Annotated in this window: 17 protein-coding genes and 1 rRNA gene; 8 read left to right on the top strand and 10 right to left on the bottom strand. The window is 31.9% G+C overall.

Features of this window, described 5'->3' with window-relative positions; translation table 11 throughout:
- Positions 1-87 (top strand): 5S ribosomal RNA (gene rrf, locus BUB82_RS00005); the annotation flags it as partial.
- Between the two features lie 60 nt (positions 88-147).
- Here rrf and BUB82_RS11920 read toward each other — a convergent pair.
- From BUB82_RS11920 to BUB82_RS00025, 4 genes are all read right to left on the bottom strand, one after another.
- Positions 148-348 carry a DALR anticodon-binding domain-containing protein gene (locus tag BUB82_RS11920; protein WP_083574428.1) on the bottom strand — a complete coding sequence of 67 codons (201 nt, stop codon included), beginning with the start codon at positions 346-348 and terminating at the stop codon, positions 148-150.
- Positions 320-961, bottom strand: coding sequence for a peptide-methionine (S)-S-oxide reductase MsrA (gene msrA / locus BUB82_RS00015; RefSeq protein ID WP_073190232.1), 642 nt, complete (start codon positions 959-961; stop codon positions 320-322). The genes BUB82_RS11920 and msrA overlap by 29 nt, the downstream gene beginning before the upstream one ends.
- A 73-nt stretch (positions 962-1,034) precedes the next feature.
- Positions 1,035-1,817 (bottom strand): zinc ribbon domain-containing protein, encoded by a 783-nt coding sequence (locus BUB82_RS00020; protein WP_073190235.1) that lies wholly within the window; start codon positions 1,815-1,817, stop codon positions 1,035-1,037.
- A gap of 2 nt (positions 1,818-1,819) precedes the next feature.
- Entirely contained in the window at positions 1,820-2,914 is a 1,095-nt protein-coding gene (locus BUB82_RS00025) for a Nif3-like dinuclear metal center hexameric protein (RefSeq protein WP_073190245.1), read from the bottom strand.
- 42 nt (positions 2,915-2,956) lie between these two features.
- Here BUB82_RS00025 and lpxK point away from each other — a divergent pair, with 42 nt between their 5' ends.
- Entirely contained in the window at positions 2,957-3,967 is a 1,011-nt protein-coding gene (gene lpxK / locus BUB82_RS00030) for a tetraacyldisaccharide 4'-kinase (protein WP_073190248.1), read from the top strand.
- Here the strand turns inward: lpxK and gap are convergent.
- The 3 genes from gap to BUB82_RS00045 form a co-directional block, all read right to left on the bottom strand.
- Positions 3,951-4,955 carry a type I glyceraldehyde-3-phosphate dehydrogenase gene (gap, locus tag BUB82_RS00035; RefSeq protein ID WP_073190251.1) on the bottom strand — a complete coding sequence of 335 codons (1,005 nt, stop codon included), beginning with the start codon at positions 4,953-4,955 and terminating at the stop codon, positions 3,951-3,953. The genes lpxK and gap overlap by 17 nt on opposite strands.
- Positions 4,956-4,957: 2 nt before the next feature.
- Positions 4,958-5,839, bottom strand: a complete 882-nt coding sequence (lipA, locus tag BUB82_RS00040) for a lipoyl synthase (RefSeq protein WP_073190254.1) — start codon at positions 5,837-5,839, stop codon at positions 4,958-4,960.
- 98 nt (positions 5,840-5,937) lie between these two features.
- Positions 5,938-6,411, bottom strand: coding sequence for a 23S rRNA (pseudouridine(1915)-N(3))-methyltransferase RlmH (locus tag BUB82_RS00045; RefSeq protein ID WP_073190258.1), 474 nt, complete (start codon positions 6,409-6,411; stop codon positions 5,938-5,940).
- A gap of 45 nt (positions 6,412-6,456) precedes the next feature.
- On the opposite strand from BUB82_RS00045, the gene nadC reads away from it, so the two are divergent.
- Genes nadC through priA form a run of 5 tightly spaced genes read left to right on the top strand, consistent with a single transcriptional unit; the run spans position 6,457 to position 11,710 of the window.
- Positions 6,457-7,317, top strand: coding sequence for a carboxylating nicotinate-nucleotide diphosphorylase (gene nadC / locus BUB82_RS00050; RefSeq protein WP_073190259.1), 861 nt, complete (start codon positions 6,457-6,459; stop codon positions 7,315-7,317).
- Between the two features lie 3 nt (positions 7,318-7,320).
- The gene (locus tag BUB82_RS00055) at positions 7,321-8,241 is read left to right on the top strand and encodes a YihY/virulence factor BrkB family protein (protein ID WP_073190260.1); all 921 of its coding nucleotides are present in this window, start codon (positions 7,321-7,323) and stop codon (positions 8,239-8,241) included.
- A gap of 9 nt (positions 8,242-8,250) precedes the next feature.
- The gene (locus BUB82_RS00060) at positions 8,251-8,811 is read left to right on the top strand and encodes a chalcone isomerase family protein (protein ID WP_073190261.1); all 561 of its coding nucleotides are present in this window, start codon (positions 8,251-8,253) and stop codon (positions 8,809-8,811) included.
- A gap of 4 nt (positions 8,812-8,815) precedes the next feature.
- The gene (locus tag BUB82_RS00065; protein WP_073190262.1) at positions 8,816-9,253 is read left to right on the top strand and encodes a DUF2147 domain-containing protein; all 438 of its coding nucleotides are present in this window, start codon (positions 8,816-8,818) and stop codon (positions 9,251-9,253) included.
- A gap of 6 nt (positions 9,254-9,259) precedes the next feature.
- Positions 9,260-11,710 (top strand): replication restart helicase PriA, encoded by a 2,451-nt coding sequence (gene priA / locus BUB82_RS00070; protein ID WP_073190268.1) that lies wholly within the window; start codon positions 9,260-9,262, stop codon positions 11,708-11,710.
- A gap of 202 nt (positions 11,711-11,912) precedes the next feature.
- On the opposite strand, the gene BUB82_RS00075 is transcribed toward priA, so the two are convergent.
- Both BUB82_RS00075 and truA read right to left on the bottom strand, forming a co-directional pair.
- The gene (locus BUB82_RS00075; protein ID WP_073190270.1) at positions 11,913-13,697 is read right to left on the bottom strand and encodes an ABC transporter ATP-binding protein; all 1,785 of its coding nucleotides are present in this window, start codon (positions 13,695-13,697) and stop codon (positions 11,913-11,915) included.
- Complete coding sequence (truA, locus tag BUB82_RS00080) at positions 13,698-14,426, bottom strand: tRNA pseudouridine(38-40) synthase TruA (protein WP_073190272.1); 729 nt, start codon at positions 14,424-14,426, stop codon at positions 13,698-13,700.
- A 72-nt stretch (positions 14,427-14,498) separates the two neighbouring features.
- Between truA and BUB82_RS00085 the strand changes: the two genes are divergently transcribed.
- Positions 14,499-15,005 (top strand): metallophosphoesterase family protein, encoded by a 507-nt coding sequence (locus BUB82_RS00085; RefSeq protein WP_073190274.1) that lies wholly within the window; start codon positions 14,499-14,501, stop codon positions 15,003-15,005.
- Positions 15,006-15,066: 61 nt separating this feature from the next.
- Here the strand turns inward: BUB82_RS00085 and BUB82_RS00090 are convergent, their stop codons facing one another.
- A complete protein-coding gene (locus BUB82_RS00090; protein WP_073190276.1) occupies positions 15,067-15,477 on the bottom strand; it encodes a DUF4293 domain-containing protein in 411 nt (136 codons plus the stop codon).
- Positions 15,478-15,625 lie beyond the last annotated feature (148 nt).

Below are 15,625 nucleotides of genomic sequence, written 5' to 3' on the forward strand. Positions count from 1 at the left end.
GCTCACCTCTTCCCATTCCGAACAGAGAAGTTAAGCTCGTTAGCGCCGATGGTACTACAATCGTGGGAGAGTAGGTCGCCGCCTTCCTTTTATAATAAAACCCTTTAGATTATTCTTCTAAAGGGTTTTTTACTTTTTAGATAGTATTTACATTCTTGTAGGCACTTCAATCCCTAATAAATTAAAACACTTTTTTATTTGTCTTGAAGTCTCGACAGCTAAACTTAATCTTAAATTAGTCACATCAAGCTCATCAAAATCTATTATTATACAATTCTGATAAAAATTATTGAAGGTTTTAACTGTAAATATTCTGAGTTTATTGTTTATTTTTTTTAATAAGTTCAGAGAACTTCAATTTGAATCTTTTAAAACGTGGATTTGATACATTCTGAATATATGAATTATTAGGATGTTTTGTTTTATAGTTCTGATGATATTCTTCTGCAAACCAAAAATTTTCAAATTTTTTGATTTCTGCGGCAACATAGATACCCTTATCCTCAAGTTTTTTTATTTTGCTATTTATAACTTTTTTTTCGTCTGAATTCTTAAAAAATATAATTGACCTGTACTGCGAACCAATATCTGGACCTTGTCCATTTTTTTGACTAATATTTTGACTCCCAAAATATACATCAACTAAAGTCGAAAAATTTATTTTGTTTTCATCATATATAACCATTACACTCTCTGCATGACCAGTTTTTCCAGTATTACTGGAGGCATAAGTAGGATTTTTAGTAAAGCCACCTGAATAACCTGAATATACTTCTTTCACACCTTTAACGGATTCATATATTGTTTCTACGCACCAAAAGCAGCCACTTGCAAAATACGCTTTAGAAAATTGTTTGTACTTTTTTGATTCTATCTCACTAGGTGTTTCTGATTGTGCAGATGTTGTACATGATTGTAAAATTAGAATCAATCCAAGAATAAAATAGTTGTATCTACGCATGTCTTAATATTTTTAAGTGAAAAAAGCCTAAACTATTGTTTAGGCTTTTGATTTTCTTTTAAAGAAACTAAATTTAACTCAATTTTTTAAATAGTTTTTGCATTTTTTCGGTTTCTTCCTCTGCTAGAACCTGATCAACTAATATTCTTCCAGAGTGTTCGTCAATAATAACTTTTCTACGTGCAGCAATTTCGACTTGTACTTGGGGCGGTATTGTGAAAAAAGACCCACCAGAAGCACCTCGTTCTATAGTTACAACTGCTAAACCATTTTTAACATTAGTTCTTATACGTTCATAAGCCTTAACAAGACGTTCTTCAATGTCTTTTTTGAAGCTTTCACCTTTTTTTGCTAAAGCTTCTTCTTCCTTTTCAGTTTCTTGTAAGATGTTGTCTAACTCTGATTTTTTGTGATCTAAGTGTTCTTGACGTTGAGCGATTTTTTCTTTTGTTGTTTCTAAAACTTCAGTTTTGTGCTCTATTTGTGCTTTAAACTCACGTATATGCTTTTCTGCTAATTCAATTTCAAGTTCTTGATACTCAATTTCCTTGGTTAAAGCATCAAATTCTCTGTTATTTCTGACATTGTCTTGCTGCTTTTTATATTTTTTAATGAGCTCTTGAGCTTCTGTGATAAAATGTTGTTTCGCTTTTATTTTTTCATCTAATTCTACTAAATCAGATTCTAACTTTTCAATACGTTTAGTTAAGCCTGCAACTTCATCTTCCAAGTCTTCAACTTCAAGAGGTAATTCACCACGCATATTTCTTATTTCATCTATTCGTGAGTCTATAAGTTGTAAATCATATAAAGCTCTTAGCTTTTCTTCTACTGTAACCTCTTTTTTCTTTGCCATAATCAAAAATATTGAATTGGATTGGTATTTATATTTGATAAAACGATTGCAAAATTATGAAATTTTTTCTGAAGTAGAGCATGTATTAATTCTTTTGTGTAATGTTCACTTTCATAATGTCCTACGTCAACTAAAGTAATATTGTCTTCAGCTCTGAAAAAGTCATGATACTTTAAGTCTGCCGTCATATAAATATCAGCCTTTTTTGTTATGGCCTTTTCTATTGCAAATGACCCGCTACCACCTAATACTGCTATTTTTTTTATTGATTTTTTGTGCGGTGTTGAGTGTCTTAAGATATTTGGGTTGAATGTTGCTTTAATTAGTTTAAAAGCTTCAGTTGTTGATAATTCAGTTTTAAACTCTCCAATCATTCCAATACCAATATCTTGATTGATATTTTCTAAGGTTTCAATTTCGTATGCTACTTCTTCATAAGGATGGTTTTCAAATAGACATTTTAGTACTTCAGATTCTAAATGTTTTTGATATGTGATGTTAAGTTGTGTTTCTTCTTCATGATGTACTTCTCCTTGTTTTCCTACGTAAGGGTCTGTTCCTTCTTCTGGTTTAAAACTTCCCTGACCTTTTAATTTAAAACTGCAATTACTATAATTACCAATATGACCAGCACCAATATGAAACAAGGCTTTTTGAACTTTAGTAAAACTATTATTTGGGATATAAGTTGTTAATTTTTTTATAGTTGATGCTTGAGGAATTAAGATTTCACGATTGATTAAATCTAGTTTTTCACAAATCATATTATTGACACCAAATTTGTGGTTGTCTAAAGCAGTATGTATGGCATATATTGAGATATCATGTTTAATTGCCTTTAATACGACTCGTTCAACATACGATTTTCCTGTAATTTTTTTTAGGCCTTTAAAGATAATAGGATGAAAGCTAATAATTAAGTTACAAGATTTTTCAATAGCTTCATCAACAACACTTTCGAGCGTATCTAAGGTAATCAAGATACCTTTTAATTGAAGCTCTTGATTTCCAACCAATAAACCTACATTATCAAAATCTTCTGCATAAGTTGGAGGAATTTTATTTTCTAAGTAGTTTATAACATCCTTTATTTTCATGATTTTCTATTTAAAACAAATTAAATTTTAATTTAGCAAAATATGAAACATCTTAGACTTTTATTGTTTCCTTTTGCGCTAATTTATGGGTTGATTGTTTTTATCAGGTACCAACTATATGATTTAGGTGTATTAACTTCTACTAAGTTTGATTTGCCTTTAATTTGTGTAGGAAATTTAAGTTTTGGAGGAACAGGTAAATCACCTTTAATTGCCGCAATTGTTAATCAACTTTCAAATGAATATAACATGGCGAGTTTGAGTCGCGGTTATAAGCGGTCAACACGTGGTTTTCGTTTAGTTGAAGCTTCCGATGATGTTAGTTCCGTTGGCGATGAACCTTTACAGTTTAAATCTACATTTAATACTCAATTAACTGTGGCTGTTTGTGAAAATCGGGTTCAAGGTGTTTTAAACTTATTAAAATTAAAACCTAAAACTGAACTTGTTTTACTTGATGATGCTTTTCAGCATCGGAAAATTAATCCTGGCTTGTCAATCTTGTTAACAACTTATAAGGATTTATATGTAGATGATGAATTGTTACCAGTAGGTAATTTAAGAGATGCGAAATATGCGGCAAATAGAGCTGAGATTGTTATGGTTACAAAATGCCCTCAAAATTTATCGATTAATGAACAAGAATTAATATCAAAGAAATTGAAATTAACAACTAAACAATCGCTTTATTTCTCTACAATAAAATATAGTGAATTAATATATTCAATAAAATCTGAATTAAAATTAAGTGATTTAAATGATTTTATTTTAGTAACGGGTATTGCAAATCCAAAACCATTGGTGCAATTTTTAAAATCTCAAGGTAAAAAGTTCAAGCACCATGAGTTTGCAGATCATCATAACTTCAACTTAGCTGAGATTAATCATTTGAAATCTTACAAAAAACCTATTCTGACAACAACTAAGGATTTTATGCGATTAAAATCAAATTTTGATGATAAAAGTTTATATCATCTACCGATTCAATCTCAAATTATTCAAAAAGAAAAAGCGTTTTATGATGAATTGAGACAGTTTATCGATTCATTTTAAGCATTAAGTCAATTAATCGATTACTATAGCCGCGCTCGTTGTCGTACCAACCAATTAATTTTATCAAATCTCCACCAATAACTGATGTCATACCAGCATCAAAAGTACATGAGTAAGGACTTCCTAAAATGTCAACCGAAACAATAGGGTCTTCTGTATAAGTCAAAATTCCTTTAAGTTTGTTTTTAGAGGCTTCTTTAAATAAACTATTAATTTCTTTAATACTTGTTTTGCGATTCACATTTAGCGTCATATCAGTTAAAGAGCCATTTGGTACGGGTACACGAATTCCACAGCCACCAATAACATCGCTTAAGTCTGGAAATATTTTGGTAAGCGCTTTTGCTGCGCCAGTTGTTGTTGGGATAATAGATTGTGTTGCTGCTCTTGCTCGTCTTAAATCTCTGTGCGGTTGGTCATGTAAACTTTGGTCTGAAGTAAATGAATGTACAGTTGATATATAGGCATGTTTTACACCTAAATTTTCATGAATTACCTTCAACAAGGGTGCGGCATTATTAGTCGTACATGAAGCGTTTGAAACTATTTTGTCATTATCACTTAAGTACTCATCATTAACACCTAAAACAATCATTTTAACAGAGTCGTCTAATGAAGGTACACTGAGCACCACTTTTTTTGCACCAGCTTTTAAATGTGCTTCTAATTCAGTTTTAGTTTTAAATTTTCCTGTACTCTCTACAACAAAATCGACATTATCTCTTTGCCAATTCAATTGTTCTAAAGTTTTGATTTGATAGGTACTAATTTCAACTTGATTAATTATAATTTTATCACCATCAGTTGTAATTTCAGCATTAAATTGACCATGTACACTATCATATTTTAAAAGATGGGCAAGGGTTTTAGTGTTTGCTAAATCATTAATAGCAACTACTTCAAAATCAGGATGCTGATGCGCTAATCTAAAAAGGCTTCGGCCGATACGACCAAAGCCATTTATAGCAATTCTTATTGGCTTTTGCATACTTAGTTAATGTGCTTTTGAGCCTTGTATGACGACCTAACTAGTGCAGAACTTTCTACATGTCTAAAGCCTAGATCTTTTCCTATTTCTTCATATTTTTTAAATTGATCTGGCGTTACAAAAGTTTGTACAGGTAAGTGTTGTTTACTAGGTTGTAAATATTGACCTATTGTAACAACGTCTACATCTACTGAACGCAAATCTTTAAGAACTTGAATAACTTCATCTTCTTGTTCTCCTAAACCAAGCATTATACCAGATTTTGTTCTTCTAATGCCATTGGCTTTAAGATAACGTAAAACTTCTAAACTACGGTCATATTTGGCTTGTATTCTAACTTCGCGGGTTAAACGTCTTACAGTTTCCATATTATGCGATACAACTTCAGGCGCTACTTCAATAACACGATCAATATTTCTTGTATTTCCTTGAAAATCAGGTATTAAAGTTTCGAGTGTTGTTTCTGGATTCATTCGTCGGATAGCCTTAACAGTTTCTGCCCAAATAATAGAACCCATATCTTTTAAATCATCGCGATCTACTGAAGTAACAACGGCATGTTTAATGCCCATTAGTTTAATCGATCTTGCTACCTTTTCAGGCTCATCCCATTCAACATCTTCAGGCCTTCCAGTTTTTACACCACAAAATCCGCAAGAACGTGTACAAACATTACCTAAAATCATGAAGGTTGCTGTTCCTTCGCCCCAGCATTCGCCCATATTTGGGCAACTTCCAGAGGTACAAATGGTGTGTAAATTGTATTTATCAACTAAGTTTCTAAGGTTTCTATATTTCTCGCCAGTTGGCAGCTTAACACGTAGCCATTTTGGCTTACCTTTAGTGACTTTCTTTTTTTGAGGTGCTTCAACAACTGTACTCATAAAATGTGTATTTTAAACAAAAGTAATAAATATGTACAAGTTAACTTCAGATTTGCAGAGTGACTTCAACTTTTTATCATTTTGTTAAGCAAAGTAGGTTAATTGTGATGATAAGGTAGGTTGTTTAAAATAGTAAATCCGCGATATATTTGTTCAGTAACAAAAATTCTAATCATCTGGTGTGAAAAGGTCATTTTAGAAAATGCCAATTGAGGATATTTGGCATCATAAAATCTTTGGTCAAACCCGAAAGGACCGCCAATTATAAAATTTAAGGTTTTTATGCCAGTATTCATTTGTTTTTGCAGAAGTTGTGCAAATTGCTGTGAGGTGTATTCCTTTCCTTTTTCATCTAAAAGAATAGTGATATGCGACTTATCAATGTATTTTTCTAATTCTTCAGCTTCTAGTCGCTTTTGTTCTTTTGTTGATGTTTTTTTACTGACTCTTACGTCTGGAATTTCTAGGATCGAAAACTTAGCAAAATGATTAATACGTTTTTTATAATCAGCAATTAAAGTTTTTATGGCTGCTTGGTCAGTTTTACCAATTACTATTAAATTTATGTTCATACGCTATAAAAAGCTTAGATTTGTGTGACAAAAATACAATGATAAATGATTAGTCAGCATCAACTTGACCAAGAAATACAACAAATCATTATTAACGCCTTAAAAGAAGATATAGGTGACGGTGACCATTCCTCATTGGCTTGTATACCATTTGAAGCTGAAGGAAAAGCACAACTTTTAGTTAAAGATGAAGGTATCATAGCTGGAATTGATATTGCAAAAAAGGTTTTTCATCAAATCGATTCATCGCTTGTTTTTGAGCCCTTAATTAATGATGGTAAAGTAATAAAGAATGGTGATATTGCCTTTACAATTTACGGGAAACACCAAAGTATCTTAAAAGGTGAACGACTTGCCTTAAACATCATGCAGCGCATGAGTGCTATTGCTACAAAAACCAATCAGTTTGTTAAGCTCTTAAAACCTTATAAAACTCAAATTTTAGATACGCGTAAAACAACGCCTGGCATTCGTGCCTTAGAAAAATTAGCTGTTAAAATTGGTGGCGGAACTAATCACAGATATGCACTTTATGATATGATTATGCTAAAAGATAATCATATAGATTTTGCAGGTGGAATTACAAAAGCGATTGATAAAACTGTCAGCTATTTACAAAACAATCAACTTGATTTGAAAATTATCGTTGAAGCGCGCGATTTAATTGAAGTTGAAGAGATTTTAAAATCTTCTCAACATGTTGAACGTATTTTATTAGATAACTTTTCTTACGTCGATACACAAAAAGCCGTGAGTTTAATAGGTAATGCTTGCAAAACTGAATCTAGTGGTGGTATAACTCCTAAAACCGCAGTTGAGTTTGCCAAATGTGGCGTAGATTATATTTCTTCAGGTGCATTAACGCATTCTATTTATAACTTAGACCTGAGTTTAAAAGCTGTTTAATTTATGTCTAAGCAACCAAAAGGATTAAAGCCAACAAATATTATAACCAAAATTGCGCTTGGTTTACATCGTATTAAATTACCTAAGCTCGATGGTTTATCTTTATACGATGTTTTAAAATTATATTTAGCTGGTATAGTTAAAGGTACTTTCTCTACGCGAGCAAGTTCAATTGCCTTTAGCTTTTTCATGGCTATTTTTCCTTTTTTATTGTTTTTGCTTAACCTAATACCTTTTATTTGGTTCATAGAAGATTTTCAAACAGAGTTACTAAGCTTCATCGAAAATATTTTGCCACCTCAGACTAGTGGTTTATTTCAAGATATATTTCATGATATTGCTAGTAATCCTCGTGCTGGTTTATTATCATTTGTCTTTATGTTGTCTATTTTCTTAATGTCTAATGGTGTAAACGCAATTTTCACCAGTTTTGAATTTTCTTACCACACCAAAATTAACCGTACCATAATTCGGCAATATATTGTTGCTGTTGGTGTAGCTATTATTATAGCACTTTTACTTTTATTTACAGTTATTGCTACCATTTATTTAACCTACATCATCAACGAATTTAGATCACTCGGTGTATTTGGTGACTCTATTCTATACGCCCAGATTGGGCGTTACTTGGTTTTTGTAAGTATGCTTTTTATAGGTATTTCAATTTTATATCATTTTGGTACAAAAGAAGGAAGACGTTCTCGTTTTTTTTCGATTGGGTCTGTTTTCACAACACTTTTAATCATATTAACCACTTTTTTATTTTCTATTTATGTAGAAAATTTCGGATCTTACAATAAGCTCTATGGTTCAATTGGTGCATTATTAATTTTAATGTTATATATTTGGTTAAACGCAAATATTTTATTGTTGGGTTTCGAGTTAAACGGAACACTTTATAGATTACGTAACAATTCTAAATAAATATATACTATGAAAAAGATACTGTTTTTAGTTCTTGCTTTTAGCTTTACAGCTATTAATTTTGCCCAAACTGAAGTTTCTGGAGTTAACTTACCAAACACAACTACTTTTGGAGAATATGAAGTTAAGTTAAATGGCGCCGGTGTCCGCGAAAAATTTTGGATGGATATGTATGTAGGTGGCTTATATCTTACAAGTAAAACCAATGATGCTGATGCCATTATAAATGCTGATGAAGCTATGGGAATTAAACTTCATATTGTGTCGGGTTTAATTAGCAGCGGTAAAATGACCGATGCTGTTGAAGACGGCTTCGAAAATTCAACGGATGGAAACACTGAATCAATCCGACCAAAAATAGATCAATTCAAATCTTTTTTTGCTGATAAGATCAATAAAAAAGATGTTTTTGACATTACTTACCAACCAGGAACTGGAGTTGTAGTTTATAAAAATGGTAAAGAGTCTGGGCGCATTCAAGGCTTAGCGTTTAAAAAGGCTTTATTTGGAATTTGGCTATGTGATAAGCCTGCTGATGACGACCTAAAAGAAGCCATGTTAAATTTATAATTGCATGAAAAAATATTTAATACCTATTTTTTTGTTTTTAATCTTCAACACTTTGGCAACTTACAGCCAAAGTGTTTTTGGTAAATGGTACACCGTAGACGATCAATCCGGTATTAAAAAATCAATTGTTGAAATCTATAAAGCAGGTAATAAGGTTGAAGGTAAAATCACAAAAATTTTAAAAGAATCTAAAAGAAATATGCGCTGTAAAAAATGTAAAGGCCAAATGAAAAATAAAAAAATTGAAGGTCTTGTCATTTTAAAAAATTTAGAAAAAGATGAAGATGAATATACTAATGGTCAAATAACAAACCCTGAAAATGGTAAAACCTACGATGCTAAAATTTGGGTAAACCCTGAACAACCAAATGAATTAAAAGTACGAGGATACGTTGCTTTTTTCTATCGTACACAAACCTGGCAACGTGTAACCAATAAATAAATTAATTTGCATTTTGTAGACGTAATATTACCTCTTGCATTACCAAAACGCTTTACTTATGTCTTTAAAGCCGAAGATTACGATTTTGAAATAAAAGTTGGTAAACGTGTGGCTATTCAATTCGGTAAACGAAAAATATACACGGCAATTGTAGTCAATATTCACAACAATCCACCACAAGCTTATGACGCAAAACCAATTGAAGATGTTTTAGACCAAACACCCATTTTAACCCAATTACAATTACAATTTTTTAAATGGGTTTCAGATTATTACCTCTGTAGTGAAGGCGAAGTTTTACGAGCTGCCTTACCAAGCGCATTTTTACTTGAAAGCGAAACTATTATTGAAAAACATCCTGATATCAATCAAAATGAAATAGAATTTATTGAAGATCAGCATGTTTTAATTTTAGATGCACTCGACATGCAATCAAGTTTGAAGTTATCAGATGTCATGTCAATTCTAGGAAAAAAAACAGTATTTCCTGTTTTAAATGAAATGTTGAGTAAAGATTTAATTGTTTTTAATCAAGAATTAAATCGCCAATACAAACCAAAATTAATTAAATACCTCAGGCTGAACTCTGTTTATTATCAGCAACAAAAATTTGAAGAACTTCTCGAATCTCTTAATCGCGCCAAAAAGCAAAAAGAAGTCTTTATGAAAATGATTGCTTTAGAAACAGCTAAAAAACCAATTACTAAAACCAAATTGAAACAAGAAACAGCGGTTTCAGATGCAGTTATTAAGGCCTTGATAGATAAAGCCATATTAATTGAAGAAGAAAAACAACAAGATCGCGTTCAGTTTAAAACTGAAGTCACATCACATCATATTCAACTAAGCGATCTACAAGATCAAGCGTTCAACCAAATTAAATCCAACTTAGAGACTAAAGATGTCTGTCTATTTCAAGGGGTTACTTCTTCTGGTAAAACCGAAATTTATATTAAACTGATTGAAGCTCAAATTGCAAAGGGAAATCAAGTATTATATCTATTACCTGAAATTGCGCTTACCACTCAACTTATTACGAGATTACAAAACTATTTCGGTGATCAAGTGATTGTATTTCATAGTAAATTTTCGGTTAATGAACGTGTTGAAGCTTACAAACATGTTCTAAATCAGTCTAAAGGTCGAATTATTATTGGAGCAAGGTCGTCCATATTTTTACCTTTTCAAAATCTTGGCTTAATTATCGTTGATGAGTCTCACGAAACCAGTTTTAAGCAGTATGATCCGGCACCGCGATATCAAGCTAGAGATGCGGCCATTGTTTTGGCAAAAATGTCACAAGCTAGAGTTATATTAGGAACGGCAACACCAAGCTTAGAGAGTATTTATAATGTAAAGCAAAAAAAATATGCTTATGTCACACTCACTAAACGTTTTGGAAACGTTTTATTCCCTAAGATAAATATTATCGACCTTCAAGAACGCTACAAAAAGAAAAAAATGAAAGGTCATTTTTCGGAAGACTTAATTCTTAAAATTCAAGAGACTTTAGAACATGGAGAACAAGTTATTTTATTTCAGAATAGACGTGGATATTCGCCAATTTTAGAATGCAATTCTTGTGGAAATTCTCCACAATGCCCCAATTGTGATGTAAGTTTAACTTATCACAAACATAATAATACGCTACGTTGTCATTATTGTGGCTACCATATCGCTATGCAAATTAAATGTATGGCTTGTGGAAGCAAAGATTTATCAACCAAGGGTTTTGGGACAGAACAAATTGAAGTTGAAGCCAAAGCATTGTTTCCTGAATTTAAAATTAAACGTATGGACTTAGATACCACTCGCGCTAAAAATGCTTATGGTAATCTTATTACTGAATTTGAGCAAGGTGAAATAGATATTCTTGTGGGTACTCAAATGCTTAGCAAAGGGTTAGATTTTAGGGATGTAAGTTTAGTTGGCGTTTTAAATGCGGACTCTTTGTTGAATTTTCCAGATTTTAGGGCTCATGAAAGATGTTTTCAATTATTAACACAAGTTGCCGGTAGAGCAGGCCGAACACAAAAGCAAGGCGAAGTCTTAATACAAAGTTTTAATCCGCACCATCAAGTACTTCAACAGGTAACCACTTACAATTATAAACAATTATATAAGGAACAACTTTATGATCGGAAACATTTTAAGTATCCACCTTATTTTAGATTAGTGAGATTTACACTGAAGTCAAAAGATTTTAACCGTGTTAATGAAGCGTCTGCTTGGTTGGCAACTTATTATAGACAAGTATTTAAAGAATATGTTTTAGGTCCAGAGTTTCCGCCGATTCTTCGTATTCGGAATATGTACCATAAAAACATACTGCTTAAAATTCCGCCTCAACAAAGTTTATCCAAAACAAAAAGCTACATCAATAAAGGCCGCGATAAATTTGAAGCTATTGGAGCTTTTAAATCAATTCGTTTAATAATAGATGTTGATCCTTTTTAAGTTATACCAAATATCCTATAAGATGAGACAAAAAGAAATTGAATTATAATTGTCTTAATCAAGGCAAAAAAATTAATCATAGCCTAAGCTACGTTTCATTTTTTTAACGAAGAGAAAGGCAATTAGAAACTATTTATTTATCTTATTTTATGGGAGATTTAGTATTAGTAGTTCAAACTTCAACTTATCGCAACAACTTCAACTAGGCACTGATATCTACCTCTTTTTCAAATTGAGCTTCGTATAAACGTTTATAAAATCCGTTAGTTGTAAGAAGTTCATCATGTTTTCCGACTTCTTTAATTTCGCCCTGATCCATCACAATAATTTTATCGGCAGTTTTAATGGTGGCTAATCGATGTGCAATAATGATGGATGTTCTTCCTTTTGTAATTTTTTCGGTGGCTTCTTGAATTAACTGCTCACTGTAAGAGTCGATAGAAGAGGTGGCTTCGTCTAAAACTAAAATACCTGGATTACTAACATATGCGCGAAGAAAAGCAATAAGTTGGCGTTGTCCTGAAGACAACATTGCGCCTCGTTCTTTCACGTTATAATGGTAATTGTTAGGTAAACTGCTTATAAACTCGTGAACACCAATATCTTTTGCTGCTTGAATAATATCGGCTTCTTTAATAGCTGGTTTATTTAAGCTAATATTTTTTAATATACTATCTGCAAATAAAAAGACATCTTGTAGAACAACCGCTATTTCTTCTCTTAAACTATTCAGTTCGTAAGATTTTAAATTTTTACCGTCAACTAAAATTTCACCAGAATCAATATCATAAAAACGGCTGAGTAAATTAATGATAGTACTTTTTCCTGCGCCTGTAGCGCCAACAATAGCAACAGTTTCTCCTGAATTAACTTCTAAATTAATGCCTTTTAAGACTTCTTCGCCTTTAACATAGCTAAATCTAACTTGGTTGAATTTAATGTTGCCTTTTAAATTTTTAGCTTCAATTTGACCTTGATTTTCAATTTTAGAATTAGTGTCAATAATTCCAAACACACGATTAGCGGCAACCATACCCATTTGTAGCGAATTAAATTTATCGGCAATTTGTCTTAAAGGTCTAAATAGCATTTGGGCTAATTCTATAAACATAATAATAATACCAAGTGATAAGACGTCACTTTCAACAACTCGTAAACCACCAAACCAAACGATTAAACCAATGGTAATTGATGTAGACATTTCAGCGATTGGGAAGAATATGGCATTATACCAAACCGTTTTAATCCAAGCTTTTTTGTGCTTTTCATTAATATTTTTAAAATTTTTATATTCTTCTTGTTCTCGATTAAATATTTGCACAATCTTCATTCCTGAGATGCGTTCTTGAACAAATGAGTTTAAGTTAGAAACTTGGGCTCTGACATCTTCAAATGCAACTTTCATTTTCTTCTGAAAAACGCGTGTTGCATATAATATAAATGGTAAAACTGTCAGTACAAGCAAAGTGAGTTGCCAACTTTGATAAAACATGACAAATAAAACAGCAATCATTTTTAGTAAATCACTGATAATCATAAATAAGCCCTGACTAAATATACTTGCAATTGTTTCAATATCACTCACAGCTCTGGTAACTAAACGGCCAACTGATGAGTTATCAAAATACTGTTTTTTAAAGTCCATCATGTGGTTAAAGAGTTTTACTCTTAAATCTCGAATCACTTTTTGACCAAGCCAATTGGCAAAAAATATAAAACTAAACTGAAAAATGACCTCACCAATTAAAACAAGCAGCATCATGAGGATGTAAAACTGCGTTGTTTTAACGTCTTTTTCTACAATCCCATCATCAATTGCAAATCTCAGTAAATATGGGCGCATTACACCTAAAGCAGATAATACAATAGCTGCAATAGCAACAAAGTAAAAGGTTTTTTTGTAAGGTTTTGTAAATGCCAATAAGCGCTTAAATAAACCTAAATCAAAGGCTTTACCAGTAGTTGAATTATTTTTTTTTGTTTTCATTTAATAGCCAATATCAGTTAAAAATAGGGCATGAGCAGGAACAGATTTTCCTGCATTTCTGCGGTCTTGATCGATAATGATTTGATTGAATTCTTTTAAAGTTAATGTTTGTAAACCAACTTCAATCATAGTGCCTACAATTGCCCGAACCATATTTCTTAAAAATCGATTAGCCTTAATGTCAAAACAAATCAAATTACGTTCTAATTTCCACTCGGCTTCAAATATGTTGCAATGATAAGTGTAGACATTGGTTTTAACCTTAGAAAACGCTTTAAAGTTTTGATGTTTTTTCAAAATTTCACAAGACGCATTCATTTGATTTAAGTCTAATTGGCGCTTAATGTAATAGGCTGAATTAATGACAAATGGATTTTTATTCTGCGTGATTTGATAGCGATAAGACCGATGTTTAGCATCAAACCGTGCATGAAAATCATCTTTAACTTGTTCAATTTTTTGAAAAGCAATATCTTTAGGCAACAAAGTATTGCATTTAAAAACAAGCTGACTTAAGTCTTCAATGAAGACTTCAGAATCAAAATGAGCAACATAATAAGAAGCATGAACACCAGTATCAGTCCGTCCAGCACCAACCACTTTAATATTCTGCTGAAGCGCGGTACTTAATGCATTTTCAACTAATTCTTGAACACTTAAGTGATTGGGCTGAATTTGCCAACCCTTATATGCTAAACCATTGTATGATAATGTAACTTTGTACCTCAAAAAACTTCTTTTTTACAAAGATAGAATTTATAGGCTTTGTAAATCTTAAGAGTTTGCTATAATACTATTTTGATGAAAATTTTATTGCTTAGTGATACACATTCGTATATAGATGATCGCATACTGAGTTATGCTGAAGAAGCAGATGAAGTATGGCATGCTGGAGATATTGGTAAGGTTGAAGTTACCGACCAAATTAAACAAGTTTCTCAACTTCGGGCAGTTTACGGTAATATTGATGGCGAAGAGATTCGTAGAGAATTTCCTTTGCATCAAAAATTCAATTGTCATGGTGTTAAAGTTTGGATGACCCATATTGGTGGTTATCCAAAGCGGTATGCGCCTTCAATTCGTGAAGCGCTAAAAAAACAGCCACCAGATTTATTTATTTCAGGGCATTCACATATTTTAAAAGTAATGCGAGACCACGAATTAAAACTAATGCACATGAATCCTGGTGCTGCTGGTGTTCATGGCTTTCATAAAGAACGGACCATGTTAAGTTTTGAAATCAACAAAGCTCAACTTGAAAACCTTCAATTAATTAAATTAGGCTTAAGAGGGAAAACAGGACTTTAAAAACCAAGAAACCCCGAAATTAATCGGGGTTTCATTCACTAAATACACTAAGATTTGTGGCTTAACGAAATCGGTCAACAGATTTTACAAGATCTTCATCCTTTTTGATGGCTTTGTTGGCCATCACTAAAAAAACGATAGAAATGATTGGGAGAAGCATCTCAATACCTTTCTCTGAAAATGATTTTTCTCCAGGTAAATTTAGCAGACCGTAAACGAAAACACCTACTAAAACAAAGTTTAATATGATATTTACACGTCCTAAAACGAATTGCAATTTTCTGTTTTTAAATAAAAATATAGCAATAAGCGCAATTAATGCACTTACAGAAAACAAAGACCTAATAATTAAAATTGATTGTTCTCCAAGAACATGAGACATGTCAAATTTATCAATACCGATTATATTAAATATAACCGCATTAAGTAAAACAACTATCAATAAATATAAAGACTGTCTGCGTTGTATCATTGTGCTATAAATTCGACACAAAAATAGTAGTTTATCTGAGAAAATAAGAGCATAATTAAAATTTTGTTGTATAATTGCAATGTCCATAAACTTGGGCGTTTTGTAATTTATTCAGTTACATTATTTTAAACCCCAAATTTTACTTCAT

Origin of the sequence: Psychroflexus salarius (assembly GCF_900129035.1) — a bacterium.
Taxonomy (GTDB): Bacteria; Bacteroidota; Bacteroidia; order Flavobacteriales; family Flavobacteriaceae; genus Psychroflexus; species Psychroflexus salarius.

Bases quoted from the DNA above. Each gene is read 5' to 3' on its own strand.
- BUB82_RS00045 (WP_073190258.1), bottom strand. From the start codon at position 6,411: ATGAACATAAATTTAATAGTAATTGGTAAAACTGACCAAGCAGCCATA.
- BUB82_RS00085 (WP_073190274.1), top strand. From the start codon at position 14,499: ATGAAAATTTTATTGCTTAGTGATACACATTCGTATATAGATGATCGC.
- BUB82_RS00025 (WP_073190245.1), bottom strand. From the start codon at position 2,914: ATGAAAATAAAGGATGTTATAAACTACTTAGAAAATAAAATTCCTCCA.
- BUB82_RS00020 (WP_073190235.1), bottom strand. From the start codon at position 1,817: ATGGCAAAGAAAAAAGAGGTTACAGTAGAAGAAAAGCTAAGAGCTTTA.
- BUB82_RS00075 (WP_073190270.1), bottom strand. From the start codon at position 13,697: ATGAAAACAAAAAAAAATAATTCAACTACTGGTAAAGCCTTTGATTTA.
- gap (WP_073190251.1), bottom strand. From the start codon at position 4,955: ATGCAAAAGCCAATAAGAATTGCTATAAATGGCTTTGGTCGTATCGGC.
- nadC (WP_073190259.1), top strand. From the start codon at position 6,457: ATGATTAGTCAGCATCAACTTGACCAAGAAATACAACAAATCATTATT.
- BUB82_RS00065 (WP_073190262.1), top strand. From the start codon at position 8,816: ATGAAAAAATATTTAATACCTATTTTTTTGTTTTTAATCTTCAACACT.
- BUB82_RS00055 (WP_073190260.1), top strand. From the start codon at position 7,321: ATGTCTAAGCAACCAAAAGGATTAAAGCCAACAAATATTATAACCAAA.
- BUB82_RS00090 (WP_073190276.1), bottom strand. From the start codon at position 15,477: ATGATACAACGCAGACAGTCTTTATATTTATTGATAGTTGTTTTACTT.
- lipA (WP_073190254.1), bottom strand. From the start codon at position 5,839: ATGAGTACAGTTGTTGAAGCACCTCAAAAAAAGAAAGTCACTAAAGGT.
- lpxK (WP_073190248.1), top strand. From the start codon at position 2,957: ATGAAACATCTTAGACTTTTATTGTTTCCTTTTGCGCTAATTTATGGG.
- BUB82_RS00060 (WP_073190261.1), top strand. From the start codon at position 8,251: ATGAAAAAGATACTGTTTTTAGTTCTTGCTTTTAGCTTTACAGCTATT.
- msrA (WP_073190232.1), bottom strand. From the start codon at position 961: ATGCGTAGATACAACTATTTTATTCTTGGATTGATTCTAATTTTACAA.